The following is a 16,116-nucleotide window of genomic DNA, read 5'->3' on the forward strand; positions in this document are numbered from 1 at the left end:
CCTTGTTGGTATTTTTCCCACATTAAAGCTCTTTGCTGAGCAGTATAGATAATACGAGTTCTTCTTTTCATAGCTGCGCTCCTTTGTTTAAGGATAGCATTGCATTGACCATTTGAACTCAAGGCACTTTCGAGACATTAGGCCCTAATCCTAACAATCAAATTTTCATTAGTTTGTGTATCTATGGTTTACCCAGAAAGTTTTTCTATATTCAATTGCCTGATATTGCACGCCCGACAGAAAAATTCCATTTTTTATTATGAATAATTCGATTATGCGGCAAATCACTATTAATTATTTGGCTTTTTGTCAATTTTGATATAGTTTCCCATTCACTATTAAATACATAAGTTGCATTATCAAGCTCCATACTTTCTAGAACATACACATCTAGATCTTTAAAGCCGTAAACAAAGTACCCGCTAAATCCAGCACGCCCTGTAGCCAAGAAATCGGGGTTTTTTCTAGAGATAACTTTCATTCTGTGCTCAATTACTTTTTTATCATTGTCTTTTAGATGCTCTGTTCTTTTTAATATAATAGGTTTAGCTTTGCTCCAAGGGCATTCACCTGACGGTAAAATATCCCACTGCAATCGCTTTAATCGTGGACCTACGATCTCTTCTTTATCTAGATCATATATTTCAAACTCCGAAAAACATTCAAGCATTATATTAGTTAAATGAATATTTCTTGTTTCGTCCCCATCATTAAGGTCTATTTCAGCCGAAGAAATAAATGAGTTTCCATTAATTGTTATTATCTCAAAGGTTTCAGAAGGGGCTGGAATGTTCTCACGAGGGTATTTGTCTATAGTTCTTGTTCTAATTCCAGAATGTATCCCACCATGCCAGTCTCTTGAAGAACTGTGAAACATAACAGACTCAGGCTCTAAAGGTAGATCCTTTCGAATCTTAACAGCTCCGTTGACATTGAAACTTGTATATTTACCTAACACTGATGGAACCAAATAATCGCCAACACTAGGTTTTTCATTGAACCCTAATTTCAACAATAATTCTTTTGAAAGACCACTAAGATTAACAGTAAGTCTAACTTTGCTGGCAGAACCAGCTACTTTTATTAATTTGGCTAATGAACGTACAGATTTACCTGAAAACTTCATTTGATATTCCTTGTAAAAGAACAATTAAAGGCAGCCATTATTAGCTGCCTTCGCAACAATAATTATAAACCTGCTAAATCATCTAAATTATTAGACTTACTTTTATCAGGTCGCTGCCTGATATAGTCAGAAGATTTTGACGGGTTTACATAAACAGCATCAACGACATTATTCTTAGTCATTTCTTTTGCTTTATTTATGCTTGTCCAATTAGAGTTCCCTTCAAGTTTTACAGCTGAAATATTACCTTTACTATCTGCTTTTGCATCTACTATTTTACGTTTATTTGTCATAAATTCCCCCTTTAAGGGTTGTTTTATATTGAATAGTGAAGACAGATAAACTAGAATTTGTTCGGAATAACGGTTTCTTGTCTATAAGACAAGATTTTATTCAGAGCAAAGACATTAATACCCTAGAAAAAGAACTTTTAGATACTATTGGCGTAGTATTTGAGTGTTCTTTTTTTTTGCCTGAATATCAACATTATAACAAGTTATACTTAATGAAGAAAGCCTGTAATCCGATTTAAGGTATCTTTTTGTATGAATATACAGTGTTACATGTAAATCAAAGAAAGTACCCATAAATCGAACCTCAGACCCTCTGAAGGGTTGCGGCTAAAATACATACAAAAAAGCATTTAATTGTTTCAAGCTCTTTAGTTATTAAGCATTAGAAAATATATCGCAAAACATCTTAGGCTAATGTCGGGTATGCGCACTTAGTGATCGTTAATAATTCAAAAGTGTATGACTGCTGATGGCTTTTGCGACGGTTAGATTAGATTAAGTAAAGTCATTGTGACTCTGAGTACATGAGTACGTGCATTTTTTGCGTACTCATGGCCTCTAAAGTGCAATATTGGCTTAGTTGGCTATCAAAATAAAGTATAAAACCTTTACCTAGGTTCATATAATCTGGCAAGAACTTACCTCTTAAATAATACATTTATATAAAGTTATCCCCCTAATACGCTCCTATGGTAGTGATAACCACAAAAAAACAGCTAGATATTGCTTTTTCTTCTTAGCATACTTTTGTTTGTGTAATGTATGCGATCTCATAATGTAATAAATCTCAATCTATAAGGCAGTAATGTGAACAATTCTCAAGTTAAATGGCAGTCAAAGAATATGGGGGAATTGCAATTCATTGAATATTAAGGCTGTCACTTGCCTGAGATTCTCAACTTAAGTGGCGGTGATCATTAATTAGCATGCAAGGAAGTCCCGTTTGTTAAATAAAACTATTAGCGGTGTTAGGCAAGGAAAGGTTAATTAGCAAGGATGGCAAAGACAGTTCTGCTATCTAAGAGGTTTATTACTCGGTGACAACTCATGATTAATGAGTGTATTAGCTGCGCAGACAAGGTAAGTGTAATAAAAAATGAGATGAGGTTAGCTCAGCAAAGAAAAGCTATTGCTAAATAGATCACTGCCCTCACCCACAGTTATTATATCAAAAGATATAGCGGTTAATAAAGCATAGAGGCACTTGGGTTAAGTACAGCAAGGATACTTAAACGTTCCATATCACAGAAGTCGCTGGCATCACGCAACAGCTCTTGTTGCACTGATAACGCATCGAGTTTTTCATCACTAATGACATCGGCTTGGCAATGACTTTTGCATTGGTGGTTCAGTGTCATTATTCGTTTAGCAATATAAAGTAACTTAGTTTCGTCGGTACTATGTTGAAACTCCTCTTCATCTTGATAACGTATAGGTTCAATCAAGCTGTAAGGAAGTTGCCATTGTTTTAATAATTCAGCGGTAATGTCAGCGTAGGAAAAACCCAGTGTTTGTAGTTGTTTAGTCCAAGGCAATTCATCTGAATTAATATGCTTACATTGTTCTACTTTTTCAGGCATAAATTGATGTATGACTAATTCGCCTAAATTATGCAGCAAACCTAAAATAAATAATCGTTCCGCATTAGGTACGTTTAGTTTAGTGCCTAAAAATTTAACCGTTAATGCACAGTCAACACTACGCTCCCAAAAGTCATCTAAATATTCGGGACTGGCTTTTAGTTTTCTAAAGGCATCAGTGGTAAAATAAGCAATAACTAAGTTGTAAACTTCGGTAATACCCAAGATTAAAACCGCTTTAGAAATAGTGTCTATTTTACCAGGATAGTTAAAAAAAGAGCTATTTGAGAGCTTTAAAATAGTCGCTGACAAGGCGGGATCAAGTAAAATAACATCCGCTATATCATCAATAGTTGATGATTCGTTATCAATTAACTCTTTAATGCGGATAAAAGAATCCGACAATACAAATATTTCACTCGCCTGTTCGGCGTATTCAACAGCATTCATAACAAAAATCCTAACAAGAAATATAGGGTTGTTTTTATATAAAAATAAAACACTCAGCAAATAAATTGAAAGCTAACACCCGCTGATGGCTCAGTTTTTCAATAATATACAAGGTATTAGCAATAACCTAAATTTTACTCAAGTATAGACACTATATTAATAATAAGTGACTTATTTTCAGAAAAAGTCTAATTAGTCTTCAACGGTTAAGGCAACTTGGTAAGAGCCAAATTTTCTAATATTAATAACCCCCTTATCAAAAATAAGATATTGGCCTTTTATCCCTTGCAATAATCCTGAGACTTGGGGGGTTTTATCAAAGTTAAAAGAGCCGATTTTTTCTAAGTACTGTTCAACAGGAAAGTTCAAATTGACTACTGGTTCGTCAAGTAATTCAACGGCGTCTTCACCAAAGCGTAATTTAATATCGTCTAACTGTGCTGCAATTTCAGGTAGTAATGCTTGTGCTTTCGCTTTTAAATCAACCATTTCACCCGCACCTTTTAACATAGCTCGCCAGTTTGTTTTATCGGCAATAAACTTAGCCAGTGCTATTTCAACTAAACCCGATTGTAAGCGTGTACTTACTCTGAATAGTTTTAAAGCTTGTGTTGCACCTTGGTCAATCCAGCGGGTGGGTATTTGAGTATGGCGAGTAATGCCAACTTTAATGCCAGAGGTATTCGCTAAATAAACATAATGATTAACCATGCAATTTTTTACGCCCCATTCAGGCTCACGACAAGTCCCCTGAGCATGATGGCAAGTTTCTGGTTTCATAATACACATATCGCATTGAGCGAGCTTTTGCATACACGGATAACAAAAACCTTGCGAATAACTTTTCTTGGTTACTCTTGCACAATGACGACACGCTATTTTACCTTGGTAATCTAAAGTAATATTTTTCCCAATTAACGCATTCATATCAATGAGCTGATCGCCTATAGGTAATTGGTAATGAACGAGTCCGTTTTCATCTAACTGAGCAGTCATTTTACTCAAAGCACCTGCATCGTAATGGGTCATTTATTGTCTCGGTATGTTTGATGGAGAAATTTATAGGGCATGGTATAAAACTCTGTAAATGACAGCCAGCTTTTTATCGATTTCAGCAACAAAAATTGCGATACTATTGTTATATCAGCAAAACCTTTACAGCCAAGCCAACTTGTATGCAAAAAAAAGAACCAACCGCCAAGCCAACTTGGTTTGTTTATTATTTACGTTGTGCAGACAACAGTTTATACGCGGGTATTACTACCGACTTAATTCGCCGTTTAGGTGAGCATAATACTTGTAATAAAACAGGGGCTAAATATACGCGGGTTCGGCGGCCGGTCGAATTAGTTTACGCTGAGCCCCAAGAAAATCGTCAACTCGCTTGCAAGCGCGAATATCAACTAAAGAAGTTTACTAAGCTTAAAAAAGAGACCTTAGTGAAAAACTTTAAGCCAATAATTTTTTAGAAAAGCCCTGACAGTACTGGTCTGCTTAGTATTACTTTTATTAGATAATTTCCATTTATCGACAAGTAACTGCTAGTATACGGCGGTTTTCACATAATAGATGTATGCAAAATGTTTCTAGAACGTTACTGTAATATTACAAACAATCAAATTAGTTTTTCTCGTCAGCAAGGTAGCGATTTCGCTAAAATAGTTGCCGATGATTTCAATCCGCTGCACGATGCCGATGCAAAACGTTTTTGCGTGCCAGGTGATTTACTTTTTTCATTAGTGCTAGAAAAGTCAGGTTTATCACAAAATATGGGCTTTACTTTTTCAGGTATGGTGACCGATGGCATTAAACTCAATTTTCCTGAAAAAATTGTCGAATCAGCAAGTATTCTTGATGATAATGCTAAAGAATATATGAAAATAGAGGCTTCAGGACAGTGTACAACTAACCGTCAATCGATCGATGCTTTGATCCGCGCCTACGTTGAGTTCTCTGGCCATACTTTTCCACATATTTTAGTGAAATTGATGTTTGAAAAAAATGTCATGATCAACCCAACACGTCCAATGGTGATGTACGAGAATATGTTTATTCATTTAGATGAAGTTGATTTTGCCGACGTGCAATTGCAATTAACGACGCCTAGCTTACTCATTGACGGTAAACGGGGTAAAGCAACCTTGCCTTTTGACTTAGTCGCTGATGGCAAAGTGATTGGTCATGGTAAAAAGCACATGTTACTCAGTGGCTTAAGAGATTATGACCAAACCACTATTGATAGTCTCGTTAATCATTACAATGATAAAAAAGCGCAGTACTTAAAATAACCCCTTAATAAGATGATGCTAGTTAAAATTTTATTAACATCATTTTATCAAACGCTAGCTGTTGTGTTCTTCTGTTTTCCACACAAAAAGCAAACTTTTTAATTGTTTTAGGTCGCGAGCATTGCTTTGGCTGTTGATAGTACTCCAGCCATGCTCGCAACTTTTCTCCTTGATAGCGAGATTTTAAGACCAGCGCAGCTGAGGTTTCGAAGGGATCTATACGGTTTTCTTTAATATCACTAGCTGAACTTCTCGATAACTGCTGACCTTTAACAGATATTTTTATCGGCTTTTTTTTCTGTTTATTTTGCTTATTTACTATGGGCTTTTTTAATCGACTTTGTTGACATTGCCACCATTTTGTTCGAGCACTTTCTTCTTGTTTTTTCAAACGTTCACTTCGTTTTACACTATGACCTTGTCTTTGCTGAGACTGAATATTAGCTAACTTATCTTCATAGCGCTGACAGTGTTTTTTCCCAGCAAAGCTTTGCTGAGAAAAAATTAAAGTCATACTTATAAAAAAAAGTTTAAAATGTACTTTATACATAGCTCCTCCTTGAACTTCGCAATAAAACAACAACTAGCATTAACAGCTTAGTACATTTAATTAACATTACATTAGCAATCGCAATAAAAACTTCTATACTAAAACCTATCGAGAAATGAGCAAGGATGTTCAATTTTGAAAATATTCACCTTAAAATATTTTGCCATATTCACCAGTTTTATCCTTTGGCCACAAGGCTACACCTCAGAGTTACCAAAAATTCAGCTGGCTACGCCTTATAAAGTAGAGAGTAAAACCCCGATAAAGATCAGCGAATATTTTGTTAGTGAAAAACTTGACGGTATTCGAGGTTATTGGAACGGTAAAAACTTATTAACCCGTGGCGGTAATCTTATCCATGCGCCAAAATGGTTTACTCAAGGTTGGCCATTAACCTATCTTGATGGCGAACTATGGAGCAAGCGTGCTGAATTTGAAAAGATCAGCAGCTGTGTTAGAAAGCATGCCCCCCAACAGCAAATCACAATAAGTTGTTGGCAGAAAATACGCTTTATGGTTTTTGATTTACCCAAGCATTCAGGTACTTTTAGTGAGCGTATTAAGCAAATGAAAGCTGAGATGGCAACAACTGACAATCACTATTGGCAAATCATAAAACAAGAGAAAGTAAACTCAATTGCGATATTGAATCAACGTTTAGCAGACGTGGTCGAAAAAGGCGGGGAAGGACTGATGCTACATCATCAAGCCGCCTATTATAAAATAGGGAGAAGCCAAGACCTGATAAAATTAAAACAATATGATGATAGTGAAGCGATCGTTGTTGCTTATATCGCAGGTAAAGGCAAGTACAAAAATATGATGGGATCGATAAGAGTAAAAATGAAGTCAGGCTTACTCTTTAAAATTGGTAGTGGTTTTACTGACGAACAACGTAAAAACCCACCAAAGATTGGTAGCACAATTACCTTTAAATACATTGGTAAAACAGCGCGAGGTGTGCCAAAATTTGCTAGCTTTTTACGTGTGCGTACCTTAGCGTTGAGCCAGTAAAATAGACAAAATTACGATTCAATCCTTTAAAAAAGAGAATAATAATTAATGGAATTTCACTTATGGTTATCTTTTGTGGTTATTTGTATGATGGGCGCTTTATCACCAGGCCCGAGTTTAGCATTAGTCATCAAAAACACCCTCGCTGGCGGAACACCACAAGGTTATGCGACGGCGATTAGTCACGGTTTAGGCGTTGCACTTTACGCGGCGATTACAGCAACAGGCATAGCGGTAATTATCGTTAAATCGCCTTTAATATTTAGTATTATTCAATATGCAGGCGCTGCTTTTTTACTTTACTTGGGGGTAAAATCATTATTAAGTAAAAAAAATAACCAAGTATTTTCTCAAGATGACTCCGCGGCAAAAACACAGGTAAATGGCTGGCGAGATGGCTTTTTAATTGCCTTTTTAAATCCTAAACTTGCTATTTTCTTTCTCGCATTATTTAGCCAGTTTTTAGCAGGAGATGCCAGCAGTGAACAAAAAGTAATAATGACCGCCACCGTAGGCAGCATTGATGCTTTATGGTATTGCCTAGTAACTTTTACACTATCGCGCGGTAATATCATTAGTAAGTTACGTGAAAACAGCCATATTGTTGACAAGGTAACCGGCAGCTTTTTGATATTACTTGCAGCACGAATAGTGATTAGCTAAGTCTGGCTTATTAAGACATTTCAATATATCGAAAATAAAGTACCTTCAAGCCCTTACCTGCTTCAGCCTCAACAAACACCTCAGGGTTATCAATACGATGCTGAAATTGACACTGAGGGCACTCTCTAGCAACTTCAGCTAACAAAAAGTCTTCACTTAAATCAGGGGAGTTTAAACAGAGTATAACATCACTATTATTTGCCATTAATACCGGCAAACGTTTAATAATTTTCTGGTAATCTCGCTCGATATTGACACTCCCTTTTTGGAATGAAGGTGGATCGCAAATTAATAAATCATAAGGACCATATTTTTTTAACTTGCCGTAAGACTTAAATATATCGACACCTTCATATTTTACCTTACTCGCCTCTTGCTTATTAAGTTTATGGTTTTCACGTCCTGTTGATAAAGCGCCTTTACTCATATCAATATTAACGACTTGCTCTGCACCACCGGCGATGGCAGCAATAGAGAAAGCACAGGTGTAGGCAAAAAGGTTTAACACTTTTTTACCTTCACTGTTATCTTTGACCCACTGGCGGCCATTACTCATATCAAGAAACAGTCCAGAATTTTGTGCCTTCCCCAAACTAAGGTGATATTGCAAACCATGTTCTTGTGCGTTTAATGCGGTGATCTCTTCTCCCCAGAGTACTTCACTTGGCGAAAATTTTCGGCTGCGATACTGCACTTGGATAGATAGACATTGTGGTAGCAACTGTTGGATCACGATAACTTGTTCACTTAACCAAGCCTCTTCAACCTCTTGGTAAAGCGTAATAAGCACAACGGGTGAGAACCAATCAACATTAACATGGGTTAAGCCAGGGTAAGCATGACCACGACCGTGAAATAATCGCTGACAATCGACGAGCTTATTTTCATTTTGAAGACGGACTAAAATAGGTTGAAGATGTGTTTGAAGCGTTGAATTCATAACTTAATTTTTTATGGCCAAAAATAAAGCCGCATAATAACAAATTATGCGGCTTTACGTTCAAATCGTTTGCCTGTTTAGTCTAGATTAATAAACTAAAATCCAAAAATACTAAAAGCAAAGAATTTTTGTGTCACCGTATTCAAGAAAATACCCAAGACAATGACTGGAATAAAAGTGCCTAATGAAAAGTTAACGTACTTTTCTACCCAAGAGCCTTTATAGGTATCGTTACCAATAGCCAGCTCTTCTGACAAGTTATGCTTTTTCCAACGATAGCTAACGAAAACACATAATAAAAAGCCGTTTAACGGTAAAATAGTATCGTAGAAAATATCATAAACCACGTCAAAGAATGAACGTGTGCCCCCAGCATAACTGGTAAATTCAGTAAAGAATGACACCATACCAAAAGAGACCATAGCAAAGACTGTTAGCGCGCCACCAACAATCATTAAAATTGATAAAGCTTTTCTGCGGCTATGTTTCTTTTCAGTCACTAAGTAAGAAACGGGTACTTCAATAATCGATACCAGTGATGTTATTGCAGCAAAAAAGACCAACAGGAAGAAAAATGCCGCAACAGCACTCGCACCAATATAACCAAGCGACACTTGTAATGCTAAAAATATTTTAGGTAAAAAAGTAAAGATCAATGAGACTGAGCTGTCACTTAATTCCGCTGGGTTAACATTCGGGTTGAATGAAAACACTGCAGGTAAAATCATTAAACCCGCAGTAAAGGCAACAGCGGTGTCGGTTAGTGCAACCAGTTTTGCAGAATTAACTATGTCGGTTTTATTATTAATATATGAACCGTAAGTAATTAAAATCCCCATACCGAGTGATAGCGAGAAAAAGGCTTGTGACAATGCGCCATTAATGACTGAAGGAGTAATTTTATCAAAATCAGGAACAATAAAGAATTTCACACCAGCAAAAGCATTTTCTAGTGTTAAGACGTAAACCACCATAATTAACAACATCACAAATAATGTTGGCATTAAAACTTTTGCCGCTTTTTCTATGCCCTCTTTGACACCTGCCACTAAGATGAAGTTGACAATAGCCGCTACGGCAAACATAGCAACAAATAAATAGGGACTGTTGATGAACTCACCAAAACCATTGCCACTGGCTAAGTAATCTAATTTACCCGCGAGTGTTAATGCAACATAGCCAAAAATCCAGACCGTTAGCACCATATAAAAAACCGCAATCATAAAGGGAGTTAATACACCGAATATACCAGCGATACCCCAACCTCTACTGCCGCCACTTAACGCTTTGTAGGCGCCAACAGGTTCTTTTTGGGTTTTTCGACCAACGGCCATTTCTGCAATCATTACCGGTAAACAAATTAAAAATACGAATATTGCATACATGATTAAAAATGCGCCACCCCCATTTTTAGCTGCGTTTACTGGAAAGCCAACTAAATTGCCAATACCAACAGCAGAACCTGCTGCTGCCAAAATAAATCCAAGTTTAGAGCTAAACTGCTCTCTCGATGCGCTCATAAATGTCCTTAATTATAATTATTTGTAGGGCATATTTTGTATAGTTTATTAACTATACGAAAAAAAGAATTGCCTGATGCTAGCAGGCTTTATAATTAATGTCTTCTTTTAGAACGAAGGTATTAGTAATTAAGTGTATAAATATAGTTGCACTTAGACAACAACCAGCCAAGCCATTGAAAAACAGACGATAAAAATAATATATTTAGCAAGATACGCTTCTGTACAGCCCCGTTTTGCTATTTTGAGAAGAGCCCACCATTCATAATAGTAAGAATATTTTCCGCTTCTTCTGCCGCAAACACTATTGCCTGAGCTAAATCATCACTTGAAATATTTAAATTCGCGCATAAGCTTTCATCAACACTATCATCATAATCAAACTGATCAGGGTGACTATCAACTAAAGCTAAGCGAGATGCTAAATAGAGTACCTTGACATCTTTATTAATTTGAATAGTTTTCGCTTCATTAAAGTGACGGATCGGTAAAATGATTTTTTCAGGTATTTGCCATATCTTTAACAGTTCGGCAGAAATATCAGTATAAGTAAAACCCAAGGCTTGCTTTTGTAATACCCAAGGCAATTGTTCTGCTGAATATTTTTCACATTTTTTTGCAATCTCAGGGGTTATTTTTGCGACAATCAATTCACCAAAATTTTGCAAGAGTCCGGCAACAAAAAGCCGTTCAATATCTCGTATACCTGCTTTAATGGCTAAGTTTTTAGTCGCTAAGCCACAAAAGATACTCATTCGCCAGAAGCGTTTTAAATCGATAGCCTGATTTGAAAAATGCTTAAAAGCGGTTGCCGCAACATCCACTAACATCATGTTATAAATAGCTTGCGTACCTATAATGGTAATGGCACGTGAAATAGTACTTATTTCGCCAGGAAAACTATAAATCGCACTATTTGCTATTTGTAATAAACGCGAAGTCATCGAAGGATCGACACTGATCACATTAGCAAAGTCTTCAATGCTTGAATCTTCATTGTCCATTAAGGCTTTAATTTTAAAGCAGGCATCGGGAAGCGCAAAAGAGCCATTGGCTTGAAGCGCATATTGGTGAGCATCCATTGGGTTATCAATCATTTTTTATAGAATAATATTAATAGTGTAGCTTGTTGCTTTAAAACAGAAAACAAAAAAAACGCAGTGATCTTCATCACTGCGTTTTTATATTTTCTATTGAGGTGTTTTACTGAGCGAAAGTTTTTCCAAAAAAATCACCTTGGTTCCAAGTTGGACGCTTATCACCGTTAGCAATTTCTAAACCTATCATCATATTCACTTCGGCAAAACTTGCCGCGGCATCGTAACGAATAGGTAAGGTTATTTCATCACTGTGCTGATGATAATGATTTTTAAGAAAATCACCAAATACCGCACCACCATCTATTTCAGGATCTTTAGATTTAAAGCCCGTCATTAAGAATACAGATGGAATACCAGCTTTTACAAAGCTGTAATGATCGCTGCGAGTAAATAACGCCTGCTCTGGCATAGGATCGTCACTTAACGATAAATTAATTTTTTCGGCAGCACTCGCAACAATAGGCCCTAAACTTGAGTGTGTAGAACCGAAAGCAATAATATCGGCGAACGGATATAAAATTAATGGCATATCTAAATTAACATTGGCGACCATTTTTGATGTAGGTACCGTTGGGTTTGTTGCAAAGTAACTAGATCCTAATAAGCCTTTTTCTTCAGCCGTTACCACCACGAACAAAATAGAACGCTTTGGCTTTTCAGGCATAGCCGATAACAAACGCGCAGTTTCTAATAGTATTGCAACGCCTGAAGCGTTATCAAGCGCACCATTATTGATTTTATCTTCTTCATCACCATGACTACTAAGACCGATATGATCAAGATGCGCACTAAAAACAACATACTCATCTTTTAGACTTGGATCGCTTCCTTCAATAGCAGCAATGATATTAGGGCTAGTGATCTCTTCATGACGACTTTTACTGGCCATTTCAACGGTTGATTTTAATGCAAAACCTTTAATGGCAACATTGTTTGTATCGTCGCTAAGTATATCCGCTAAGGTTCGCTCAGCACCAACAAATAAAGCCGCTGCAGACTCGGCACTGATATAAGCTCCGCCTTTCAACTGGGGATGTTTACCAAAAGGTATTCCGTCTTTATCTAACCAGTTAAGCCTTGGTGCATCGGCATAACTAGCCGTTTTAGTAAAGGTGCGTACTGCATCGCGTTTTGGCGTATGAATCGTGATAAAACCAACAGCACCATTTTTAACAGCATTTTTTAATTTTTCACTACCCGAGCCAATATGAGCGCCTTCTTCTGAAGGTAAATCGTCTGGACGGCCTGTTAAGACGACAACAACTTTTCCTTCAACATCAATATCTTTATAGTCGTTATAACCAAAATCTTCAGAAACAACGCCGTAACCAATGAAAACAGTTTCCGCTGATATAGCCGATTCTGTCGATGTACTGTCGCCCGACATAATAAACGCATCTTTAAATGTGAGCGCAACTTCACCATCGCTATTGATTACCGATAACTTAGCACTATTTTCTTCAAGAAACGCTTTACGAAAAGTAACTTGCTGCTCAAATCCTGCTTGCTCACCCATAGGCGTTAAACCTAATTGCTTGAAGTATGACTTTACGTAATTAGCCGCAATTTGGTAACCATCGCTGCCGGTATCTCTGCCTAACAATGTATCGTCGGCTAAAAATTCTATGTGAGCTCGAATATTGTTTTCATTAACTTGTGGTGCTTTTTCGGCAACAGTTGTCGTTGCTTTTTCGCTTTGTCCACACGCAGATAAGAATGCGATAGTTAATAAACTTACGCTGGCTATTAATTTAAATTTCATTGGTTTTTTCATATTATGACTTAATTTTTTTTAAGATCGGTAGATTTATATCGACCGTCACTATAATGATTGTAAAAATAAAACGCTAGTATAGTGACAAAGTTATTGGTTAACACTAATGGCAATTAAACCTGACAGGTCAAAGGAAAAAGTACTGTTAATACCAATAAGGTGTGGTGGTATTATTTAGATAAACTACTTGAGTAAATATTTTTCAGAATCAGCCGCAGCCATAGGCTTAGCATAATAATAGCCTTGGCCATACCGACACGCCATAGCCGTTAGTAGTTCGGCATCGGCTAAGTTTTCAATACCTTCTCCAACCGTGCCCATATTCAAATTAGTAGCTAAATCTATAATTGTTTTTATGATTGCTTGATGATTATCATGTTCATGAGCGTTGTTAATAAATGAGCGATCAATTTTCAGCACATCAATAGGAAAACGATGTAAGTAGCTAAGACTTGAATAACCGGTACCAAAATCGTCAAGCAGAATTTTAACGCCTAGCACTTTTAAAGTATTCATATTCTCTAGCACTAAATCACTATTTTCTAATAAAGCACGCTCAGTTAATTCGACTCTTAGTTGGCTAGGTTTAATGCCCACACGTTGAATTATTTCTTCAATATCTGCGGGCAGGGTTGCACTAAAAAAGTGATTACCATAGAGGTTACAGCTCACATATAAATCGTTACGACCACAGATTGCTTCCCACTGTTTTAACTGTAGACAAGACTTTTCCAGAATAAGAAAATCAATCGCCATGACTAAATTCGTTTCTTCAGCTAACGGGATAAAATCATCGGGATAAACAAAACCACGCTTATTGCTCTGCCAACGCGCCAGTGCTTCAAAACCAACAACAGTTTCAGTTTTTAAATCAACGATAGGTTGAAAGTAAGGAGAAAATTCACTATTGGCTATTCCATCACGAATATCGGCTTCTAATTCCAGGGCATGTTGCACTTTTTTCTGCATACTAGAATCAAACACTTCATAACGTCCCTTACCTTTATCTTTTGCATGATACATGGCGGTATCAGCATCTCTGAGCATAATATCAGCACTGTCATAACGTTCATTATTAAACAACACGCCAATACTTGTGCCAATAAAAATACTTTGATTTTCAATAGTAAAGGGCGTCGCTAAAAAATCAGTGATACGTTGCGCAATATCATAAGCTTCATGATTAGATTCGAGGTCTTCAATCAAGATAACAAATTCATCACCACCTAATCGAGCAACAGTGTCTTTGTCTCTGACCAGTACTTTTAACTCTTTGGCTATTTCTTGTAAAAGTAAGTCACCGGCATGGTGGCCTAAGCTATCATTAACGACTTTGAAACGGTCAAGATCTAAAAACAACACAGCAAATTTAAGATCTGCTTTTCGTTTATGACAGGCGATAGCGTGGTTTAATAAATTAATAAATAAAGTACGGTTAGGTAAACCGGTTAGAATATCGTGCGACGCCGTATGTTGTAACTTCTCTTCAGCTTGTTTTCTTTGCTTGATTTCGTCTTCTAATGCCACAGTTCGCAGCTTAACTTGCTGCTCTAGAAGGATATGAGACTGTCGTTCAACTTCTAATATGTCACGTCTTTGAATCGCTGATGCAACATGCTGAGAAACAAATTTCAATAGCTCGGCATCTTGTTCGGTAAAGGTTGTTGCTAAATTATAACTTTGTAAGACCATTGCTCCCAACACTACACCTGAATGTATTAATGGCACGCCCAGCCAAGATTTAGTTTCTATTTGTGGCTCTTTTGTCTCACCTTGTTGATACAAGGCATACATTTTCGGGTAATTAAGTAATTGAGTTTCACCGGTACGAATAATATATTCGGTAAAGCCATTCCCTAATACCCTAGGCTGCGAGTCGACGGCTGCATTGGTAGAGTTTTGATCTAAATAATAAACAAAAGTTAGTGTTTTTGAATGTTGTTCATATTTAGTAATATAAAAGTTTTGTGCGTTAATTAACTGACCAACAATATTATGAACCATCGAATAAAATTCATCAATATGGAGCGTAGCATCGTTGGTTAACTCTGATATTTTGAAAAGTGACTCTTGCAATAGTTCTGATTTTTCTCGTTCTCTAATTTGCTTCATTAATTCGCGAGTGCGAGAATTTACCGCATTTTGTAAACGCTCATGGTCGTGTAAACGGGTCATAGCGGTAACTATATGCTGAGCGGTAAATTCCATTAGCTCAAGGTCATCGACTTGGTAACGGAGTGCTTCGGAATAACTTTGTACGGCCATAACGCCAATAACAACACCATCATTAAGTAATGGTACACCAAGCCAGTCAGTGCTATCGGAGCCAATACGTTTGATTGAATTATTAGTTTCTAATTCAGTCACAATTTCAGGGGTCGCCAAGAGTGGTTTAGCCGTTTCAATAACATAGCAAGTCATAGAACCTTCAAATGCTTCAAGGGGTGACTTACCTAGAGGATAATCATCTTTTTCATCCACATCATAAACGAACTCTAACGTTGAAAGGGTTTGGTCATAAAGGGCAATATAAAAATTTTCAGCTCTCATCACTGATGCAATGGATTGGTGAACTTGACCATAAAACATACTTAAATCTGCACAGTCATGAGATAACTGGTTTAACTTAAAAAGTGCAGTATAACGATCTTCGAGCTTACGGTATTTGTCTAGCAAAGAAATGGCTTCCTTTGCTAGCAAGCTATCGCTCTCGTTCAGCTTATCAAGTTCGTTATTTAAAGGGTCTGTCATACATTACAACTTGGGGTGAGAGTAATAAATTTACTCTATATAATGACGATATTTAAGCAAAATATCC

Annotated in this window: 14 protein-coding genes; 4 read left to right on the forward strand and 10 right to left on the reverse strand. The window is 36.8% G+C overall.

Annotated features, from left to right (window positions below; all coding sequences use genetic code 11):
- Positions 1–211: 211 nt before the first annotated feature.
- From H4J70_RS15400 to H4J70_RS15415, 4 genes are all read right to left on the reverse strand, one after another.
- Positions 212–1,126 carry a hypothetical protein gene (locus tag H4J70_RS15400; protein ID WP_182251404.1) on the reverse strand — a complete coding sequence of 305 codons (915 nt, stop codon included), beginning with the start codon at positions 1,124–1,126 and terminating at the stop codon, positions 212–214.
- A 62-nt stretch (positions 1,127–1,188) separates the two neighbouring features.
- Positions 1,189–1,419, reverse strand: coding sequence for a DUF3892 domain-containing protein (locus H4J70_RS15405; protein WP_182251405.1), 231 nt, complete (start codon positions 1,417–1,419; stop codon positions 1,189–1,191).
- 1,184 nt (positions 1,420–2,603) lie between these two features.
- The gene (locus H4J70_RS15410; RefSeq protein ID WP_070375729.1) at positions 2,604–3,449 is read right to left on the reverse strand and encodes an HDOD domain-containing protein; all 846 of its coding nucleotides are present in this window, start codon (positions 3,447–3,449) and stop codon (positions 2,604–2,606) included.
- Between the two features lie 192 nt (positions 3,450–3,641).
- The gene (locus tag H4J70_RS15415; RefSeq protein WP_182251406.1) at positions 3,642–4,478 is read right to left on the reverse strand and encodes a DUF2797 domain-containing protein; all 837 of its coding nucleotides are present in this window, start codon (positions 4,476–4,478) and stop codon (positions 3,642–3,644) included.
- Between the two features lie 146 nt (positions 4,479–4,624).
- Here H4J70_RS15415 and H4J70_RS15420 point away from each other — a divergent pair, with 146 nt between their 5' ends.
- Together H4J70_RS15420 and H4J70_RS15425 are read left to right on the forward strand one after the other, a co-directional pair.
- Positions 4,625–4,918 (forward strand): GIY-YIG nuclease family protein, encoded by a 294-nt coding sequence (locus H4J70_RS15420; protein ID WP_182213763.1) that lies wholly within the window; start codon positions 4,625–4,627, stop codon positions 4,916–4,918.
- A 111-nt stretch (positions 4,919–5,029) separates the two neighbouring features.
- A complete protein-coding gene (locus tag H4J70_RS15425) occupies positions 5,030–5,737 on the forward strand; it encodes a DUF3581 family protein (RefSeq protein WP_182213764.1) in 708 nt (235 codons plus the stop codon).
- A 22-nt stretch (positions 5,738–5,759) separates the two neighbouring features.
- Here the strand turns inward: H4J70_RS15425 and H4J70_RS15430 are convergent, their stop codons facing one another.
- The gene (locus H4J70_RS15430) at positions 5,760–6,287 is read right to left on the reverse strand and encodes a hypothetical protein (RefSeq protein ID WP_182230212.1); all 528 of its coding nucleotides are present in this window, start codon (positions 6,285–6,287) and stop codon (positions 5,760–5,762) included.
- Positions 6,288–6,422: 135 nt separating this feature from the next.
- On the opposite strand from H4J70_RS15430, the gene H4J70_RS15435 reads away from it, so the two are divergent.
- On the forward strand, positions 6,423–7,301 hold the full coding sequence (locus H4J70_RS15435) for a DNA ligase (RefSeq protein WP_182222445.1): 879 nt from the start codon (positions 6,423–6,425) through the stop codon (positions 7,299–7,301).
- Positions 7,302–7,349: 48 nt separating this feature from the next.
- On the forward strand, positions 7,350–7,964 hold the full coding sequence (locus tag H4J70_RS15440) for a LysE family translocator (protein ID WP_070375724.1): 615 nt from the start codon (positions 7,350–7,352) through the stop codon (positions 7,962–7,964).
- Positions 7,965–7,974: 10 nt separating this feature from the next.
- On the opposite strand, the gene H4J70_RS15445 is transcribed toward H4J70_RS15440, so the two are convergent.
- From H4J70_RS15445 to H4J70_RS15465, 5 genes are all read right to left on the reverse strand, one after another.
- On the reverse strand, positions 7,975–8,904 hold the full coding sequence (locus H4J70_RS15445; protein WP_182251407.1) for a class I SAM-dependent methyltransferase: 930 nt from the start codon (positions 8,902–8,904) through the stop codon (positions 7,975–7,977).
- 95 nt (positions 8,905–8,999) lie between these two features.
- Positions 9,000–10,424 (reverse strand): sodium-dependent transporter, encoded by a 1,425-nt coding sequence (locus H4J70_RS15450; protein ID WP_182222447.1) that lies wholly within the window; start codon positions 10,422–10,424, stop codon positions 9,000–9,002.
- A 239-nt stretch (positions 10,425–10,663) separates the two neighbouring features.
- Positions 10,664–11,506: an HDOD domain-containing protein gene (locus H4J70_RS15455; RefSeq protein ID WP_083278183.1), complete on the reverse strand. Its 843-nt coding sequence runs from the start codon at positions 11,504–11,506 to the stop codon at positions 10,664–10,666.
- A gap of 121 nt (positions 11,507–11,627) precedes the next feature.
- Complete coding sequence (locus H4J70_RS15460) at positions 11,628–13,286, reverse strand: M28 family peptidase (RefSeq protein WP_182213771.1); 1,659 nt, start codon at positions 13,284–13,286, stop codon at positions 11,628–11,630.
- Positions 13,287–13,481: 195 nt separating this feature from the next.
- A complete protein-coding gene (locus tag H4J70_RS15465) occupies positions 13,482–16,049 on the reverse strand; it encodes an EAL domain-containing protein (protein ID WP_182251408.1) in 2,568 nt (855 codons plus the stop codon).
- Positions 16,050–16,116: the final 67 nt, after the last annotated feature.

The sequence above is a fragment of the Colwellia sp. BRX8-9 genome, from assembly GCF_014077245.1.
Taxonomy (GTDB): Bacteria; Pseudomonadota; Gammaproteobacteria; order Enterobacterales; family Alteromonadaceae; genus Colwellia_A.

Bases quoted from the DNA above. Each gene is read 5' to 3' on its own strand.
- H4J70_RS15410 (WP_070375729.1), bottom strand. From the start codon at position 3,449: ATGAATGCTGTTGAATACGCCGAACAGGCGAGTGAAATATTTGTATTG.
- H4J70_RS15440 (WP_070375724.1), top strand. From the start codon at position 7,350: ATGGAATTTCACTTATGGTTATCTTTTGTGGTTATTTGTATGATGGGC.
- H4J70_RS15460 (WP_182213771.1), bottom strand. From the start codon at position 13,286: ATGAAATTTAAATTAATAGCCAGCGTAAGTTTATTAACTATCGCATTC.
- H4J70_RS15400 (WP_182251404.1), bottom strand. From the start codon at position 1,126: ATGAAGTTTTCAGGTAAATCTGTACGTTCATTAGCCAAATTAATAAAA.
- H4J70_RS15405 (WP_182251405.1), bottom strand. From the start codon at position 1,419: ATGACAAATAAACGTAAAATAGTAGATGCAAAAGCAGATAGTAAAGGT.
- H4J70_RS15430 (WP_182230212.1), bottom strand. From the start codon at position 6,287: ATGTATAAAGTACATTTTAAACTTTTTTTTATAAGTATGACTTTAATT.
- H4J70_RS15455 (WP_083278183.1), bottom strand. From the start codon at position 11,506: ATGGATGCTCACCAATATGCGCTTCAAGCCAATGGCTCTTTTGCGCTT.
- H4J70_RS15445 (WP_182251407.1), bottom strand. From the start codon at position 8,904: ATGAATTCAACGCTTCAAACACATCTTCAACCTATTTTAGTCCGTCTT.
- H4J70_RS15420 (WP_182213763.1), top strand. From the start codon at position 4,625: ATGCAAAAAAAAGAACCAACCGCCAAGCCAACTTGGTTTGTTTATTAT.
- H4J70_RS15425 (WP_182213764.1), top strand. From the start codon at position 5,030: ATGTTTCTAGAACGTTACTGTAATATTACAAACAATCAAATTAGTTTT.
- H4J70_RS15465 (WP_182251408.1), bottom strand. From the start codon at position 16,049: ATGACAGACCCTTTAAATAACGAACTTGATAAGCTGAACGAGAGCGAT.
- H4J70_RS15415 (WP_182251406.1), bottom strand. From the start codon at position 4,478: ATGACCCATTACGATGCAGGTGCTTTGAGTAAAATGACTGCTCAGTTA.
- H4J70_RS15450 (WP_182222447.1), bottom strand. From the start codon at position 10,424: ATGAGCGCATCGAGAGAGCAGTTTAGCTCTAAACTTGGATTTATTTTG.